Source organism: Desulfovibrio sp. ZJ200, assembly GCF_011039095.1.
Taxonomy (GTDB): Bacteria; Desulfobacterota; Desulfovibrionia; order Desulfovibrionales; family Desulfovibrionaceae; genus Desulfovibrio.
In genome coordinates this window covers 1-16,317 of the sequence record NZ_JAAKEH010000019.1, presented here as the reverse complement: position 1 = coordinate 16,317, position 16,317 = coordinate 1, and the positions used below count along the sequence as shown (strand labels likewise).

17 protein-coding genes and 3 tRNA genes are annotated in these 16,317 nt (G+C 59.9%); 3 read left to right on the top strand and 17 right to left on the bottom strand.

Annotated elements, in window-relative coordinates; all coding sequences use genetic code 11:
• Nucleotides 1-3: 3 nt before the first annotated feature.
• The 11 genes from tuf to ribE form a co-directional block, all read right to left on the bottom strand.
• A complete protein-coding gene (tuf, locus tag G7Y52_RS07275; protein ID WP_165069061.1) occupies nucleotides 4-1,197 on the bottom strand; it encodes an elongation factor Tu in 1,194 nt (397 codons plus the stop codon).
• 208 nt (nucleotides 1,198-1,405) lie between these two features.
• A tRNA-Gly gene (locus G7Y52_RS07270) sits at nucleotides 1,406-1,481 on the bottom strand.
• A gap of 102 nt (nucleotides 1,482-1,583) precedes the next feature.
• A tRNA-Tyr gene (locus tag G7Y52_RS07265) sits at nucleotides 1,584-1,669 on the bottom strand.
• 52 nt (nucleotides 1,670-1,721) lie between these two features.
• Nucleotides 1,722-1,797 (bottom strand) — tRNA-Thr (locus G7Y52_RS07260).
• Nucleotides 1,798-2,078: 281 nt separating this feature from the next.
• On the bottom strand, nucleotides 2,079-2,957 hold the full coding sequence (gene prmC, locus G7Y52_RS07255) for a peptide chain release factor N(5)-glutamine methyltransferase (RefSeq protein ID WP_241159641.1): 879 nt from the start codon (nucleotides 2,955-2,957) through the stop codon (nucleotides 2,079-2,081).
• Nucleotides 2,935-5,415 (bottom strand): endopeptidase La, encoded by a 2,481-nt coding sequence (lon, locus tag G7Y52_RS07250; RefSeq protein ID WP_241159643.1) that lies wholly within the window; start codon nucleotides 5,413-5,415, stop codon nucleotides 2,935-2,937. The genes prmC and lon overlap by 23 nt, the downstream gene beginning before the upstream one ends.
• Nucleotides 5,416-5,848: 433 nt before the next feature.
• Complete coding sequence (radC, locus tag G7Y52_RS07245; protein WP_165069053.1) at nucleotides 5,849-6,541, bottom strand: DNA repair protein RadC; 693 nt, start codon at nucleotides 6,539-6,541, stop codon at nucleotides 5,849-5,851.
• Nucleotides 6,542-6,795: 254 nt separating this feature from the next.
• On the bottom strand, nucleotides 6,796-7,821 hold the full coding sequence (locus G7Y52_RS07240) for a DNA polymerase III subunit delta (protein ID WP_165069049.1): 1,026 nt from the start codon (nucleotides 7,819-7,821) through the stop codon (nucleotides 6,796-6,798).
• 91 nt (nucleotides 7,822-7,912) lie between these two features.
• A complete protein-coding gene (gene leuS, locus G7Y52_RS07235; RefSeq protein WP_165069045.1) occupies nucleotides 7,913-10,426 on the bottom strand; it encodes a leucine--tRNA ligase in 2,514 nt (837 codons plus the stop codon).
• Between the two features lie 23 nt (nucleotides 10,427-10,449).
• Nucleotides 10,450-10,938, bottom strand: coding sequence for a transcription antitermination factor NusB (gene nusB / locus G7Y52_RS07230; protein ID WP_165069041.1), 489 nt, complete (start codon nucleotides 10,936-10,938; stop codon nucleotides 10,450-10,452).
• 3 nt (nucleotides 10,939-10,941) lie between these two features.
• The gene (gene ribE / locus G7Y52_RS07225) at nucleotides 10,942-11,412 is read right to left on the bottom strand and encodes a 6,7-dimethyl-8-ribityllumazine synthase (protein WP_165069036.1); all 471 of its coding nucleotides are present in this window, start codon (nucleotides 11,410-11,412) and stop codon (nucleotides 10,942-10,944) included.
• A 33-nt stretch (nucleotides 11,413-11,445) separates the two neighbouring features.
• Here ribE and G7Y52_RS07220 point away from each other — a divergent pair, with 33 nt between their 5' ends.
• Nucleotides 11,446-11,610, top strand: coding sequence for a hypothetical protein (locus G7Y52_RS07220; protein ID WP_165069032.1), 165 nt, complete (start codon nucleotides 11,446-11,448; stop codon nucleotides 11,608-11,610).
• Here the strand turns inward: G7Y52_RS07220 and G7Y52_RS07215 are convergent.
• From G7Y52_RS07215 to G7Y52_RS07205, 3 genes are read right to left on the bottom strand one after another with little or no spacing between them, the layout of a single operon-like run.
• Nucleotides 11,603-12,259 carry a riboflavin synthase gene (locus G7Y52_RS07215; RefSeq protein ID WP_165069029.1) on the bottom strand — a complete coding sequence of 219 codons (657 nt, stop codon included), beginning with the start codon at nucleotides 12,257-12,259 and terminating at the stop codon, nucleotides 11,603-11,605. The two genes, G7Y52_RS07220 and G7Y52_RS07215, sit on opposite strands and share 8 nt — an antisense overlap.
• Before the next feature lie 21 nt (nucleotides 12,260-12,280).
• The gene (gene ribD / locus G7Y52_RS07210) at nucleotides 12,281-13,429 is read right to left on the bottom strand and encodes a bifunctional diaminohydroxyphosphoribosylaminopyrimidine deaminase/5-amino-6-(5-phosphoribosylamino)uracil reductase RibD (RefSeq protein ID WP_165069024.1); all 1,149 of its coding nucleotides are present in this window, start codon (nucleotides 13,427-13,429) and stop codon (nucleotides 12,281-12,283) included.
• Complete coding sequence (locus tag G7Y52_RS07205; RefSeq protein ID WP_241159640.1) at nucleotides 13,422-13,973, bottom strand: cytidine/deoxycytidylate deaminase family protein; 552 nt, start codon at nucleotides 13,971-13,973, stop codon at nucleotides 13,422-13,424. Before G7Y52_RS07205 ends, ribD begins: the two co-directional genes overlap by 8 nt.
• Nucleotides 13,974-14,364: 391 nt before the next feature.
• On the opposite strand from G7Y52_RS07205, the gene G7Y52_RS07200 reads away from it, so the two are divergent.
• Nucleotides 14,365-14,715, top strand: coding sequence for a hypothetical protein (locus G7Y52_RS07200; RefSeq protein WP_165069020.1), 351 nt, complete (start codon nucleotides 14,365-14,367; stop codon nucleotides 14,713-14,715).
• Here G7Y52_RS07200 and G7Y52_RS07195 read toward each other — a convergent pair.
• Nucleotides 14,674-14,946 (bottom strand): type II toxin-antitoxin system YafQ family toxin, encoded by a 273-nt coding sequence (locus tag G7Y52_RS07195; RefSeq protein WP_165069016.1) that lies wholly within the window; start codon nucleotides 14,944-14,946, stop codon nucleotides 14,674-14,676. The genes G7Y52_RS07200 and G7Y52_RS07195 overlap by 42 nt on opposite strands.
• Nucleotides 14,946-15,221: a type II toxin-antitoxin system RelB/DinJ family antitoxin gene (locus G7Y52_RS07190; protein ID WP_165069011.1), complete on the bottom strand. Its 276-nt coding sequence runs from the start codon at nucleotides 15,219-15,221 to the stop codon at nucleotides 14,946-14,948. Before G7Y52_RS07190 ends, G7Y52_RS07195 begins: the two co-directional genes overlap by 1 nt.
• Nucleotides 15,222-15,331: 110 nt before the next feature.
• Here G7Y52_RS07190 and G7Y52_RS07185 point away from each other — a divergent pair, with 110 nt between their 5' ends.
• On the top strand, nucleotides 15,332-15,520 hold the full coding sequence (locus tag G7Y52_RS07185; protein ID WP_165069007.1) for a hypothetical protein: 189 nt from the start codon (nucleotides 15,332-15,334) through the stop codon (nucleotides 15,518-15,520).
• Nucleotides 15,521-15,673: 153 nt separating this feature from the next.
• Here the strand turns inward: G7Y52_RS07185 and G7Y52_RS07175 are convergent.
• Nucleotides 15,674-16,317: hypothetical protein (locus G7Y52_RS07175; protein WP_165068998.1), on the bottom strand; the 644-nt coding region annotated here is incomplete at its 5' end.

Here is a 16,317-nt window from a genome sequence, read left to right as displayed (position 1 = left end):
GGTTTACTCGATGATTTCGGTCACCACGCCGGAACCCACCGTGCGACCGCCTTCGCGAATGGCGAAGCGCAGGCCGTTTTCCATGGCGATGGGCGCGATGAGCTCGACGATGAACTGCGAGTTGTCGCCGGGCATAACCATTTCCACGCCCTCGGGCAGGTTGATCACGCCGGTGATGTCAGTGGTGCGGAAGTAGAACTGCGGACGATAGCCCGTGAAGAAGGGGGTGTGACGGCCGCCTTCCTCCTTGGAGAGCACATACACTTCGGCCTTGAACTTTTTGTGCGGCGTAATGGATTTGGGCGCCGCGAGCACCTGGCCGCGTTCCACTTCGTCACGCTTGGTGCCGCGCAGCAGCGCGCCGATATTGTCGCCGGCCTGGCCCTGATCCAGCAGTTTGCGGAACATTTCCACGCCCGTGCAGGTGGTCTTCTGCGTGGGCTTGATGCCCACGATTTCCACTTCGTCGCCCACCTTGAGCACCCCGCGCTCCACACGACCGGTCACCACGGTGCCGCGCCCGGAGATGGAGAACACGTCTTCAATGGGCATCAGGAAGGGCTTGTCAATGTCGCGCTGCGGCTCGGGGATGAAGTCGTCGCACGCCTGAAGCAGGTCCAGAATGGGCTTGGCGTCGGCGGAGTCGGGGTCGTCGCTTTCCAATGCCTTCAAAGCGGAGCCGCGGATCACGGGCACGTCGTCGCCGGGGAAGTCATAGGAAGAGAGCAGCTCGCGCACTTCCAGCTCCACCAGTTCCAGCAGTTCTTCGTCGTCCACCAGATCGCACTTGTTCAGAAAGACGACGAGCTGCGGCACGCCCACCTGACGGGCCAGCAGAATATGCTCGCGGGTCTGCGGCATGGGGCCGTCAGTGGCGGCCACCACTAGGATGCCGCCGTCCATCTGGGCGGCGCCGGTGATCATATTCTTGATGTAGTCGGCGTGGCCGGGGCAGTCCACATGCGCGTAATGGCGCTTTTCGGTCTCGTATTCCACATGGGCCGTGGCAATGGTGATGCCGCGTTCCTTTTCTTCGGGAGCCTTGTCGATTTCGTCATAGGAAACGAACTTGCCCGAACCCTTGAGGCCCGCAATCTTGGTGATGGCGGCGGTCAAAGTGGTTTTGCCGTGGTCGATGTGGCCGATAGTGCCGATGTTTACATGGGGCTTTTTGCGTTCATATTTTTCTTTGCCCATTGTACGTCTCCCTGGAAAAAAAGTGTTTGCGGTTTTACGTGCGCTGCGGCTTCAAGGCCTGATGCCCTTGGCAACGTCTGTTCCTCGCGTAACGGCTGAGGCAAGGCCAAGCCGCGAACGACCGTCGTCGCTGCCAGCATTCAATCCCTGGTCACCAGGGAACGTGCGTTGGCGGGAAGACTACTGAGGGGTTGGATTTTCGCAGGAATGGAGCGGGAAACGGGATTTGAACCCGCAACCCTCAGCTTGGAAGGCTGATGCTCTAGCCGTTGAGCTATTCCCGCACGCTACCGTAGTCACCCGACAGACTTCTGTCTCCTACAGCCAAGGCAGTTTGTAAAAACCAGCCACCGCCCGTCCGAAAATTCCTGAAGACGGTAAAGTGGTGGTGGAGGGGGGTGGATTTGAACCACCGAAGTCTTACGACGACAGATTTACAGTCTGTTCCCTTTGGCCACTCGGGAACCCCTCCACGCGATGCCGCAAAGGCCTTGCCGGACGGCGCGCCTTTGGTCAGCTTTCAGTGGAGCTGGCGATGGGACTCGAACCCGCAACCTGCTGATTACAAATCAGCTGCTCTGCCAGTTGAGCTACGCCAGCGGCAAGATGCTCTCTTAGCTGCTTCCGGCGCTCTTGGCAAGAGAAAAATGCGTTTCAAGGATTTTTTTCACTGCTTTTTGCCCGTGCAGCCGCCCCTAGAGCATTTTCTCTTTGAAAATGCTCTGCTGACGCGAAAGCGGCAGCCGCCGCAACGCGGCGTACATTCAGGCGAAAACCGCGTTTTTCGCCTGAATGCCACCTTTGACTTTTATAAAAAGTCAAAGGTGATCTGCTCTAGGATGCAGGGAAACAGCCTGAAACGCCTTGGCCGCGGCAAAGCATTATTTTTTCCGGGCCAGGGTGCAGCGCTCCAGCCCGGCCAGATCGCGGCGCGTGGCCACATGCGCAAAAACCGTTGCCGCGGCCAGCAATCCGCGCACGGCTGCGCCTTGCCCCGCGCCGTGCTCCAGAAGCAGCAGACCTCCCGCTTTAAGAGCGCGCGCGGCCTGGGCGACGGCCGCCTGCAGATGGGCAAGGCCGTGATCCGGGGAGAAAAGAGCCGTGTGCGGTTCAAAGCGCGCGACTTCGTCCATGACCAGGGGCCGTTCACATTCCGCAATATAGGGGGGGTTGCTGACCAGCAGATCACAGGAACAGGCCGCCAGCGGCGCCTGCCGCAGATCGGCCCGCAGACATGCCAGGCGCTGAGCGGCGCCCAGGCGACGGGCATTGGCCCGGGCCACGGCAAGGGCTTCGGCGTTGATCTCGATCAGCAGGCCGCGCCAGGCGGGCCGCTCCAGAGCGAGCGTCACGCCGATGCAGCCGGAACCCGCGCCCAGATCCGCAAAATACAGCGGCGCCTGGGCAGGCAGCAGTTCCAGCGCGGTTTCGACAAGCAACTCTGTTTCAGGGCGGGGGATCAACGTGGCGGGCGTGACCAGAAAATCCCGGCTGAAAAATTCCTTGCGGCCGAGAATCCGGGCCAGAGGCTCGCCTGTGGCCCGGCGGGCCGTGAGCGCGTCCAGCCTGTCCATTGCGGCAGGGTCCAGCTCGCGCTCAGCTTCCAGAATGCAGTGCAGGCGATCCAGACCCAGCACATGAGCGGCGAGCAGTTGCGCGCAAAGGCGGGGGCTGTCCACCCCCGCCTTTGTCAATCGCGCTGTGGCGTTCCGTTCATAGTCCCGCAGGCGCACGCCGTCAGGCTCCGGCTTCGGCTGCATTTTTGCGGCGGCTTGCTGCCGTCCTGGCCGGACGGGCAGCCACTGCGGCAGTTTCTTCGCTTGTGGCGGCGGTTTTTTTCGCCTTCCGACTTCTGGAAACGCCGCCGCTGCCGCTTTCAAAGACCAAAGGCAGCAGCTCGTCATACTGATGCACAGGATGCACTGTGATCCGTTTGAGCAGCTCCCTGGGCACATCTTCCAGATCTTTCACGTTTTGTTGCGGAATGATCACATGCTTGAGGCCCCGCGCCACGCCGGCCAGGATTTTTTCCTTGATGCCGCCCACGGGCAAGACCCGTCCCTGGAGCGTTATTTCGCCGGTCATGCAGAGGTCGGCCCGCACCCTGCGCCCGCTGAGGGCCGAAATCAGGGCCGTGGTCAGGGTTACGCCCGCCGAAGGGCCGTCTTTGGGCGTGGCGCCGGCAGGCACATGCACATGGATGTCCTGCTTGTTCACAAAGGACGGGTCCACGCCCAGCGCGTCGGCGCGGCTGCGGATGTAGCTCAGGGCCGCCTGGGCGCTTTCTTTCATGACATCGCCCAACTGGCCGGTGAGGGTCAGGCCGCCCTTGCCCTTCATCACGCTGGCCTCCACAGTCAGCACTTCGCCTCCGGCCGGGGTCCAGGCAAGGCCCAAAGCCATGCCGGGCATCAGCCGCTTTTCTTTTTCATCTTCCACAAAGCGGGGCGCGCCGAGAAGTTTTTCCACATCCCCGGGCTCCACCTTGAAGGGGCCTTTTTTGCCCTCGGCCTTGCGGCGGGCCAGCTTGCGGCAAATGGAGGACAATTCGCGCTCCAGATTGCGCAGGCCCGCTTCGCGCGTATATTCCCTGATCACTTTTTCAAGCGCCGCGTCGCTGAGCGCGAGGTCGTTTTCGGCAAGGCCGTTTTCCGCGATTTTTTTTGGCAGCAGGTGCTTGCGGGCGATTTCCACCTTTTCCTGCAAGGTGTAGCCGGGCAGGGAAATGACCTCCATACGGTCGCGCAAAGGCGCGGGAATGGTTTCCAGGTGGTTGGCCGTGCAGATGAACATGACCTTGGACAAGTCAAAAGGCACATTCAGATAATGATCGCTGAAGGTGTGGTTTTGCTCCGGGTCAAGAACCTCCAGCAGCGCGGAGGAAGGATCGCCGCGAAAGTCCATGCCCAGCTTGTCCACTTCGTCCAGCACGATAACCGGATTGCGCGTGCCGGCCTGCTTGATGGCCTGGATAATCCGCCCGGGCATGGAACCTATATATGTGCGCCGGTGGCCGCGGATTTCAGCCTCGTCGTGCATGCCGCCCAATGACAGCCGCTGGAATTTGCGGCCCAGGGCCCGCGCAATGGAGCGGCCCAACGAGGTCTTGCCCACGCCGGGAGGGCCTGCAAAGCAGAGAATCGGCCCTTTGGACTGCGGGTTAAGCTTGCGCACGCTGAGAAATTCCAGGATGCGATCCTTGATTTTTTCCAAACCGCAGTGATCCTCGTCCAGGATTTTCTTGGCATGGGCAATGTCCAGTCGATCGCGCGAGAGCTTCTTCCAGGGCAGATCCACCAGCCAGTCCAGATAGGTGCGCACCACGTTGGCTTCCGAAGAATCGGCGTGCATGCCCGAGAGGCGGCGCAACTGCTTGGCCGCCTCCTTGCGGACGTCCTTGGGCAGGCCGGCCTTGTCCAGGGCTTTTTTCAGCCCTTCCAGGTCGTCCTCGCCCTCGCCTTCGCTCTCGCCCAGTTCCTGGCGGATAGCCTTGAGCTGCTCGCGCAGGAAATAATCTTTTTGCGCCTTGTCCATGCCCTCGCGCGCGGAGCTCTGGATTTTGGCCTGCATCGTGGCCACCTCGACTTCCCGCTGGAGTTGGGCGTTGACCAGACGCAGACGCTCCAGGGGATCAGCGGCTTCCAGAATGTGCTGGGCGTCCTCAATTTTCATGCGCATATTGGCCGCGATCAAATCCGCCAGCCGGCCGGGATCTTCCACGCCCTGCAAGACGGCCAGCACGTCCGGCGAAGAGAGCCCGCGCAGGGAGAGCACCTTTTCGCTCTGCTCGCGCGCCGCGCGCAACAGAGCCTCTGCCGTGGCGTCAACAACCGGCGTGGTTTCGGGCAGAGTTTCAATGCGCGCCTCAAGATAGGGCTCCACCTGACGGTAGCCCGTGACCCGCGCGCGGTTGACGCCCTGCACCAGAATTTTGACCCGCGAATCCGGCATCTTGAGCATGCGCATGATCTGCACCACAGTGCCCACGTCGTAGAGATCGGAGGGGCCGGGATCTTCCGTGCTTTCCTCTTTTTGCGCGCAAACAAGCAGATGCCGACCGCTTTTCAATGCCGATTCCACCGCGTGCACGGATTTTTCGCGCCCGATGAACAACGGCAGAATCATATACGTAAAAATGACCACATCGCGCACGGGCAGCACGGGCAGAACGTCCGGGATGCCCTGAGCGGCGGTGTTGGCGCTGTTTTCGTTGTCCATCAGATCGCTCGCGGCGGCGCGCTGCTCCTTCTGCTCCTCGTTGCGGGCATCCGGCCCGGCGGCGCTGACTTCCTGTTCTCCAGCGCGAAGAACATGTTCTTTATCTTTGTTATCAACCATATATACTCCCTGACTGCCCCAGAAGCGAGCGTTGCGACGCAATTGTCCCGAGGCGTTTGCCGACAAGTGCGAAAAGGCAAAAAGCCTTCCGTGGAGACCGGGCTGCCTTGAGGCTGTTTCTCAATGGGTTCTTTTGCCTTCCGGCTTCGTCAAACTGCGCTTTTTGCGTAAGGAGCGTAACCTGGGAGTACGCTTTTTCGCAACAGCTTGTTTTGCTTACTGAAAAGGTAAAATTCCTCAAACAACACCCTCGGGGCCCGGCAAAATTTTTCTCAGGCATGCACCCTGGTTGATGGTCGCCTGTCGGTTGTCGTTAAAGAAGTTTGGATTGCGTTATGCTGTAGCAGTTTCCCTCGGTGACGACGACATGGTCCAAAAAGCGCAGGCCCATGCGCGGCGCCAGCCGTTGCAATTCCGTGGTCAGCAGCATATCCGGCCTGGACGGCGCCGGGTTGCCGCCGGGGTGGTTATGCGCAAGAATAATGCCGGCGGCCTTGTGCGCGAGCGCGGTTTCAAGCACATCCCTGGGCTGCACCGGCACTTCGCCGATGCTGCCGCGTTGCAGCCGCTCCCAGGCGATCAGGCCGTTGCGTTTGTCCACCAGGGCCACCCAGCATTCTTCATAAGGGCATCCGGCCAGGCGGGCTTTGGCCATCTGCGCCACTGCCTGCGGCGTGGCCAGGATCTCGCGTTGGCGCACCGCCGATGCGGCATAGCGGGCAAGCAGTTCGCGCAGCACCCGCCAGAGGCTCATAAGCCCGGGCCCGAAGCCCGGCGTCTGCAACAACTCGTCCGGTCGGGCGTCAAGCACGCCCCGGATGCTGCCGAAACGCTGCAGCAGTTCTTTGGCCAGAGGTTTGGTGTCTTTGCGAATAAGCCCGTAACCAAGGAAAAGTTCAAGCACTTCGTAATCTTCAACGGCCAGGGGTTCGCATTCAAGCCGCCGGCGCAGGCGGGCGCGGTGCCCGCTGTACGGGGAAGAACTGGAAGCAGGCTTCGCTGTCATAAGGTAAGCAGTCTTGAAACTTATGCAAGGGGTTAGAGCGTTCAGCTCATTTCATTGGCAAAACGCTCCGGGGGCTGTGCCCGTTGGCGACGAAGGAGCCGTACGGGCATCGACAGCAACGATAACCACGTTTTTCGGCGCAGCGTTCTTCACACTGAAAACGCAGCAGTATGTATGACGCGTCACCAGAGTACACGAGTGATGTTTCCCCTGCGCGACAAGCCTGCCGGCCCTGCGCCGCGTTGCGGCCGCGATCAGGCTCGCGGCTGCCCGGCAAACAAACAGGTCAGGCGTGCGGCCAGAAATTCCAGGCTTTGCTCCGGCGTGCGGCGACCGCTCTTGACCTGCCATTCGGCATCCATAATGGCAGCCATGCTTTCCGCCAGGCCCCGCGGGCCGAGGCGCAGGGCCAACTGCCGCTTGAAGCCCGCTTCAGAGGGATGCAGGCGGACCTTCTCACCGGCCCAGGTTTGCCAGAGCAGGCGCATTTCCCGAGCCAGCAGAGCCAGAAGAGAGAAGAGCAGGCTGTCATTGTCCCGACTGCGCGCCAGCTCCTTCCAGACCGCGGCGAGATTGCCCGCCTCCATATGACGGATGCAGGCAAAGATGTTGCATTCCGGACTCCAGGAACCTGTGGATGTCATGGCGGTGGTAATGGTTTTCAGGGCCGGGGCATTTCCGGTCGCCGTATCTTCCGGGCTGCGGACCCCGCCCGCGTTGCGCAGCAGCGTCAGTTTTTGCAGCTCGTTTTCAATGGCCAGGGCGTCCGGCGGCACGGCGGCGCAGAACTGTTCCAGGGCGTCCGGCTCAAAGCTCAGTTGCAAAGCCGCGGCGCGTTGCTGCACATGCCGCTTGATGCCGCGCTCCGTAAGCCCTTCATGACGCCAGATCCAGCCTTGCCTGTCGGCAAAGCCCATGCAGCGCAGTTTGGCAATATGGGCCGGTATTTTGGGCTGGCCTTTTTCCCAGTTCACTTCCAGGCAGAAAAAAGGCCAGCATTGCGTCGACGGGCGGCCCAGCGCCTGGGAAACATTTTTCCACACCGCCGCAGGCCAGAGCTGAGCCTGGCGCACAACCAGCGCGCGCGCTGTGCCGAACAGGCCTGGCAGGGCGAGTTGTTCCCAGAAGCGCGGCGGCGGTTCCTCATCGCCCCAATACACATGGCGTTCCCACTGGCCGCTTGCCGGCGGAAAGGCGGCAAGCTGCTCTCTGAGATACGTTCGGAGCAACTGGCTGTCGGGACAGACCAAAAAAGTGAAACCTGGTTTGCTCTGGGGCATGCTTTGGCATCCGGCTTTGCACAGTTCGACGTTGCGCTGCGCAGCATTTCAAAGCTGTAGATCGTTTAGCTAATTTCATTAGCTAAACGATCTAATTCGCCACAATATTTACCAGTTTGCCCGGCACCACCACCACCTTGCGCACAGTCAGGCCGCTTGTGTGCCGCTGCACCGCGGGATCGCCAAGAGCGGCCTGCTCGCAGGCGCTCTTGTCCGCTTCTGCCGCAATTTCCAGGGTGCCGCGCAGCTTGCCGTTGACCTGGAGAGCCACGGTGAGCATGTCCCGGGCCGTGGCCGCAGCATCCCATTGGGGCCAGGGCGCGTCGGCCAGGGGGCTTTTGTGGCCCAGGCGCTCCCACAATTCCTCGCAAAGATGCGGGGTGATGGGCGAGAGCAGGGTCAGCACCGTGGCCATGGCTGAGGAGAAGACCCGCCGCTCAGCCTCGCTGCGGCCCAATTTTTCGCGCGAAAGATACATGGCGTTGACCAGTTCCATGATCGCGGCAATGGCGGTATTGAACTGAAAACGCCCTGCCATGTCCTCGCCCGCCTTTTTTACGGTGAGATGCTCCTTGCGCCGCAGCTCGCGGGCAGCCGGGCTTTGGGCGTCGGCAGCCGCGGCTTCGCAGGCCTTGAGCGGCAAAAGGCGTTCCGCTTCCTCGTTGAAGAGACGCCAGACGCGGTTGAGAAAGCGCGAAGCCCCTTCAATGCCTGAATCCGACCAGTCGAAATCCCGTTCCGGGGGGGCCGCAAAAAGGCAGAACAGACGCACCGTGTCTGCGCCGTATCTGGCAATCATCTCCGTGGGATCAACCACATTGCCCTTGGACTTGGACATTTTGCCGCCGTCCTTGAGCACCATGCCCTGAGTCAGCAGATTGGTGAAGGGCTCGGCCAGATCCCTGGGGAAAAAGCCCAGATCCCGCAGAACTTTCGTGAAGAAGCGGGAGTAGAGCAGATGCAGGATGGCGTGCTCCACGCCGCCGATATATTGATCTACGGGCAGCCAGTATCTGAGCGCCTCGGGCGTGAACGGGGCCGTGGCGTTGCGGGCGTCGGTGTAGCGCGCGAAATACCACGAGGACTCCACAAAAGTATCCAGCGTGTCTGTTTCACGCCTGGCCGGACCGCCGCAGCAGGGGCACACGCACTCCGCAAAAGAGGGGGTTTGGGGTAAGGGCGAACGGCCGTCGTCGCGGATTTTCGCATCCAGGGGCAGGAGAACGGGCAGATTCTCTTCTTTTTCCGGGACAACGCCGCATTTTTCGCAGTAGATTACGGGGATGGGCGCGCCCCAGTAACGCTGGCGCGAGATATTCCAGTCCCGCAAACGAAACTGGGTGGTGGCTTTGCCTTTGCCCTGATTTTCCAGGGCGGCGGCAACGGCGGCCTTGCCTGCCACATTGGGCAGCCCGTCAAAGGCGCCGGAATTGACCATGAAGCCTTCGCCGGTATAGGCCTCGCTCATGCTTTCCGGTTCAAGCCGTTGCCCCTGCGGATTGATCACCACCCGCACGGGCAGGCCGTATTTGCGGGCAAAGTCAAAGTCGCGCTGGTCATGCGCGGGCACGCCCATGACCGCGCCTGTGCCGTAGTCGGCCAGGACGAAGTTGCCGAGCCAGAGGGGCACGCGCTGCCCGCTGAAGGGATGCACGGCATACGCGCCGGTGAAGATGCCTTCTTTTTCCAGGGTGTCGGACTGCCGATCCAGGCGATCCATGTTCCGGATGCGTTCCACAAAGGCTCGCACCTCATCCGCCTTTTCGTAGCCCTGGATCAGCTTTTCCACCAGCTCATGCTCCGGGGCCAGGGTCATAAAGGTCACGCCGTAGAGCGTGTCCGGCCGGGTGGTGAAAACGTCGATGCCCTGCGAGCCCGCAACGGCCCTGTCCAGGCCGAAGGTAATGAGCGCGCCCGTGGACTTGCCGATCCAGTTGCGCTGCATGGCAATCACGCGCTCCGGCCAGCCGCCGTCCAGGCGGGCAAGATCTTCCAGCAATTCGTCGCCGTAGGCGGTGATGCGCAAAAACCACTGGGTCAGATCCTTTTGCTCCACCCGGCTGTCGCAACGCCAGCACAGACCGTCAATGACCTGCTCGTTGGCCAGCACCGTATGGCAGGAAGGGCACCAGTTCTGCGGCGCTTTTTTGCGATAGACCAGGCCCTTTTCCAGAAGGCGGAGAAAGAACATCTGCTCCCAGCGGTAGTACTCGGGGCGGCAGGTGGCAAGCTCGCGATCCCAGTCGTAGGAATACCCCAGGCGCTTGAGCTGGGCGCGCATAGTGTCGATATTGGCGTAGGTCCATCGGGCAGGGTGGGTGTGATGTTTGATGGCCGCGTTCTCGGCGGGCAGGCCGAAAGCGTCCCAGCCCATGGGGTGCAGCACGTTGAAGCCCTGCATGCGCTTGCAGCGCGCCACCACGTCGCCGATGGAGTAGTTGCGCACATGGCCCATATGGATGTTGCCCGAAGGATACGGAAACATCTCAAGCACATAATACTTGGGCTTCTCGTTCTCATGCCTGACGGCGAAAGCGTTTTCGGCCTGCCAGCGGGCCTGCCATTTTTTTTCGACAGTCTGCGGATCGTAGCGTTCTTGGGTCATGTGCGGATCACCGGGTTGGCAGGTTAGGAGTGAGATTCGGGCTGTGCGTGCGCGGTATGCAATTCCCCGTTTTCCAGGGCCCTGGCCGCCGCGTCAAGAATGCCGTTGATAAAATTTTTGGCCTTGCCTTCGCCGAACTGGCGGCTCAGTTCCAGGGCTTCGTTGATGGCCACCTTGGGGGGCACATCCTGCCGGAAGAGCATTTCAAAGACCGCCAGACGTAAGAGGGTGAGTTCAATGCGGCCCATGCGATCCACGCGCCAGTGGTGGGAGAAGCGACCGATGGCGGCGTCCAGTTCCGCGCTTTTGCTCCAGACGCCCTCCACAAGCTCCCAGGCAAAACCCGCGGGCTCGGGAATGCCTGCTTCAGCCTCGGCGGCATTGTCGGGCGAGAGCCGGAAAGCCCTGCGCAGATCCTCGCGATTGGCCGCCGGGGTGAAGGAGAGCCCGTAGAGCACCTGGAAAGCGCGCTCGCGTTCGCCGCGGCGAGTGGCGTTTTTAGCCTTGCTCATGAATTACAATTGCTCCAGCACGCGGATGGTTTCCAGCATGGCGGCGGCGGCCTCGACGCCCTTGTTGCCGCCTTTGGACCCGGCCCGCTCTATGGCCTGCTCAATGTTGTCGCAGGTCAGAAGGCCGAAACCAATGGGCGTGCCTGAGGCCAGCATGGCCTGGGCAATGCCCTTGCTGGCTTCCGCGCAAACATAGTCAAAATGGGGCGTGCCGCCGCGGATCACCGCGCCCAGGGCCAGAATGCCGTCATACTTCTGAGAGGCGCCCAGTTTCTGGCAGATCAACGGGAGCTCAAAGGCGCCGGGAATACGCACCAGGGTGATGCCGGAAGCCTCAAGGCCGTGACGTTCAAGATAGTCCAGCGCGCCGCCCACCAGGCGGTCCACAATAAAATCATTGAAGCGCGTGGCAACAATGGCCACCTTGAGGCCTCTGGCGTCCAACTGACCCGCAATGGTCGTGACAGTGCTCATGGCAACTCCTGCTGATGATGACGGCAAAGCGTTGTGTCGATCCTTGCACGGCTAGAGCATTTTCACTTTGAAAATGCTCTGCTGACGCGAAAGCGGCAGCCGCCGCAACGCGGCGTACATTCAGGCGAAAACCGCGTTTTTCGCCTGAATGCCACCTTTGACTTTCATAAAAAGTCAAAGGTAATCTGCTCTAGATAAAGCCGGTTCGGAGCAAAAATTCCCTGCTGATTTGCGTATGTTTTTCCGCTGCCTTTGTCTGCCACGGGCCCAGCAGGCGGCGCACGTATTTTCCGATCAGATCCGTTTCCATATTGACATGAACGCCGGGACGCCAGAGGCGCATGGTTGTGCGTTTCTGCGTATCCGGGATACTGTTGATTTCCAGAAAATCCGAACCGCAATCATTGACCGTAAGGCTGATTCCGTCAAGGGCCACCGAACCCTTGGGAATGACCTCCGAACCGTAGGCGGTCGGAAAAGTGAGACGGCAGCAGAGGGATTGCCCGGCGGGCCGCACTTCCAGCACTGTGGCCAGACAATCCACATGGCCGCTGACCAGGTGGCCGCCCAGGCGGTCGCCCACGGCAAGCGCGCGCTCCAGGTTGACCGCGTCTCCCCTGGCGAGTTTGCCCAATGTGGTGCGCGAAAGGGTTTCGGCCGAGGCATAGGCCGTAAAACTCTCCGGCCTGTGCATTTCCACGGAAAGGCAGGCTCCATTGACCGCAATGGATTCGCCGTCCGTCAGATTTTCAAGGGTAAAAAGCGGTTGAATGTCCAGGCGGCATTCCGCGCCGCTTTTGCGCACGGCCACGATTGTGCCCTGGCCCTGGATGATGCCCGTGAACATGCCGCGCTCTCCCGGATACTGTCAATCTCCGGCGGTCGGGGCCGCCGGGCGAAGAGTGATGTGGATGTCGCCGCCGCAAAGGCCCATGCTGCTTACGCGCAGGCGCAGCGCTTCGCTCAGATCCAGGGGGGCGCGGCCGCTGAACAGGGGGTGCGCGTCATTGTCGCCCAGGATCATGGGGGAGAGGTGCAAGCGGAACTCATCCACAAAACCGGCTTCCAAAAGGGCAAGGCCGAGTTTGCCGCCGCCCTCGCAGAGCACATACGGGCAGTTCAACTCCCGACGCAGCGTCTGGAACATGCCGAGAAAATCCGGGCCGCCGCGCGGGGCGGGCCCCAGAGCCAGAACGCGCACGCCTTTTTGGCGCAAAGCCTGGGCTGTGGTGGAAGCCGCGGCTGCGGGCGAAGCCAGAAAGATGGTGTGGTCCGGCCGATCCTTGAGCAAATGAAAGTCCGCGTCAGGCATGGGCAGACGCGACGTGAGCACGCAGGCCAGGGGCTGCGGGTCTGCCGCGGATGTGCCGCGGGCCGTGAGCCGGGGGTTGTCGGCCCTGAAAGTGCCGCCGCCCACCAGCACAGCGCCGCCGCACAGCCCTATGTCTGCCCGCAGCCTGTGCACCTCGCGGCGCGAATCCTCCGAGCTGATCCACTGGGACTGGCCTTTGCGCGTGGCAATGCGGCCATCCAGGGTTGCCGCCATCTTGAGGAGCACATAAGGACGATCCAGGTTCTGCCAGATCAGAAAATCCGCCAGCATGTCGCGGCATTCCTGCTCGCAGACATGCTCGATCACCTCCACCCCGGCCTGGCGCAGGCGCGCGGCGCCTCCCGCGGCCAGGGGATTGGGATCGGCAAGTCCCATGACCACCCGGCTGATGCCCGCATCCAGAATCGCCTGGGTGCAGGGAGGGGTTTTCCCCTGATGGTTGCAGGGCTCCAGGGTGACCACCAGCGTGCAGCCGCGCGTATCCACGCCCTGGGCGGCAGCGTCTTTCAGGCATTCGATCTCGGCATGAGCCTTGCCGGCCGCATGGTGATACCCTCGGGCCAGAATACGACCGTCGCGCGTCAGCACTGCGCCGACCGCGGGATTGGGATAGGTTTTCCAGCGCCCCAATTCTGCCAGGCGCAAGGCCTCACGCATGAACGGCGCAAAATCCGGCTCAGTCATGGCAGCCCTCTTCACATCCTGTCGCGGTTGCGCAGCCGGGCAAAGGCTGAAGCCTGCCGTCAGGCGTTTTTCCGGCCAGATCCCGGATAAGAGGCGGCGTGAAATTGAACTGCTCCACAAGCACTCCTGCTTCCTTGAGCATGGCTGCGGCCAGATCGTCCGGATAATCCTCGGTGTAGAAAATACGGCGGATGCCGCAGTTGATCAGCATTTTGCTGCAAAGCCCGCAGGGATGGGTGGTGCAGTAGAGCTCAGCGCCCTGAATATTGATGCCGTGCACTGCGGCCTGGATGATCACGTTTTGCTCGGCGTGCAGACCACGGCAGATTTCATGCCGCTGGCCGGAGGGGATGCCCAGTTGCTCGCGCAGGCAGCCCACTTCAAGGCAGTGCGGAACGCCGGCCGGAGCGCCGTTGTACCCTGTGGCCAGGATGCGCTTGTCCTTGACGGCCACGGCGCCCACCCTGCGGCGGGTGCATGTGGATCGCTCGCTCACCAGGTAGGTGATATTCATGAAATAGTCAGGCCAGGGCAGTCGTCGCATGGGGCACCTTCACGGAAGTTTACGGCAGTTTACACAGAGCCGGCCCAAAAGCCAAGCCACGGTGTTTTTCATCCCAGGGCAGATGCACTCTCAGGGCGTATGCCCTGCACAGGCTCCCGGCGGGATCAGCGGCAAAAACAAATTTTTGCGATCTTTCAACGCCTTGCCCTGCATCGGGTGTTGTGCCTGCCGGCTTCGTCAGGCTGCACGAGACGGATAAAATTTGTCAGATAATAGTGTGGTATTATTGATAATTTACCATTTCAAAAATACTTTGCTGGATGTTCAAACACCTTGCTGGACAGCGGGACCAGCAGACTGCTTTTATGATGGCATAGCCGGGCAGCCTGTCAGGACAGCCCCCGCCTGCAGGAGAGCGTCACGCGGCTGGTTGCGCTGTTTTTGGCACAAGAGGCCCTTAGAGCATTTTCTCTTTGAAAATGCTCTGCTGACGCGAAAGCGGCAGCCGCCGCAACGCGGCGTACATTCAGGCGAAAACCGCGTTTTTCGCCTCAATGCCAGCTTTGACTTTCATAAAAAGTCAAAGGTAATCTGCTCTAAAGCATATTTGCCCGAGCCCCACAGCGCCCGAGGAGTGGCGGAATCCGGAAGCATACCGATCCGCGTAACACTCTCACCAGCCCTGATTTATCACTGCATCCGAGCGAGGCAGGTTACAATGTTATCCGAAGAGCTTTCCTCAGAACAAATCGCTGTGTGTGCCGGTTCGGGTCAGATATAAAAAAGTCTCTTGCTCATCAATCTCATAAATGAGCAACCAGTCTGGAGCAATATGGCATTCCCAACATCCGGCATAGTCTCCAGACATTGGATGATTACAATTTATTGCAGGCAACGATTTCTTGGCAGCCAACTGATTGATGACAGCAGTCAGCAGGTCCAGATCGTAGCCCCGCCGCCGGGCACGCTTTACGTCCTTCTTAAATTTCGTTGTGGGCTTGACAATGAACATCACGCAAGCATGTCTTTCATCATGGCGTCAACATCGGTATAGCCCTTGTACCGTTCAGGGTGCTTCTTCATTTCCCGCACTTCCGCAATGGCCTCAAGCGTCTCGCGGTTTGGTCTGTTCAGCGCCACGTCGAAGGGAAGCCCCTGCCGCCGGATGGATTGCCGGAGAAAAATATTAACCGCTGTCGTCATATCCATGCCCAGAGTGGCAAAAAGCTCCTGAGCCTGCCTTTTGATCGTGCTGTCCATGCGGATATTCATGCTTGTCGTGGCCATAGTTCCTCCTCTTGAAAAAGTATGCCTATTATGCTCACATTGTCAAGCTACAAGGCATAAAACTGCTTGATGGAAGAGGATAGGCAGCCAGCCACCAAAGCGAAAGCCTTTTGCACCGTCAATGCCTGCCTGAATTCAGGTTAGAGCGTTTTCTCTTTGAAAATGCTCTGCTGACGCGAAAGCGGCAGCCGCCGCAACGCGGCGTACATTCAGGCGAAAACCGCGTTTTTCGCCTGAATGCCACCTTTGACTTTCATAAAAAGTCAAAGGTAATCTGCTCTAGGGCGTTTTGCTCATGAAATTAGCTAAATACCCTGGCGACAGTGTTAGCTGGCGCCCGCGCCAAATGAGCGCCAATAGCGCACTCTGGACGCGAAATGATGGCAGCGAAGTTATTGAAAATGGATATTTTCAATCAAAAAATGCTCCAGGGATTTATATATGAGTGACTCTCAACGTCCCTCACATATTTTCATGAATAACCCAAAAACTATTAATAAAAACAAATAATTATTTTCATCATTTTTATCCCGAAAATCCATTTTGGATAATGGATGGATAATCATCTTCCCTTTTGAGGGATTCGCCGTTATCATGCTTCCATGAACGACGTAACTACCCGAAAATACATAAAAACGAAGTTTGAAGGCGTTTTCTATCGCCTGTCTTCCAAGAAACGCAACCCCAAGACGGGAGAGCCGGATCGCATCTACTGTTTTTGCTATACCGATGCTCAGGGCAAGGGGCACTGGAAAACGGTCGGCAGGCACAGTGAGGGTGTCCGGCCCGCATTGGCCAAACGTGAACGGGCAAAATTCATTGCCGAAATCGCCGATACCGGCATAGACCCCGCAGCCCGTGACAGGGTAACGGTCGGACAGCTCGTGGACGCCTACCTCATATGGGGCCGCAGTGAGGGGAAATACGTTGACCAGCACTACAGTCAGTATCGCGTCCACCTCAAAGCTAAAATCCACGATCTGCCTGTTTCCGACTTGAGTGCCGGATTGCTCTCCAATCTCAAGGCGAAACTGCTCGCTACCCCAAAGGGCAACACAAAATCCAAAAAGAATGTTGCTGTCGAGTCCGTGTCCAG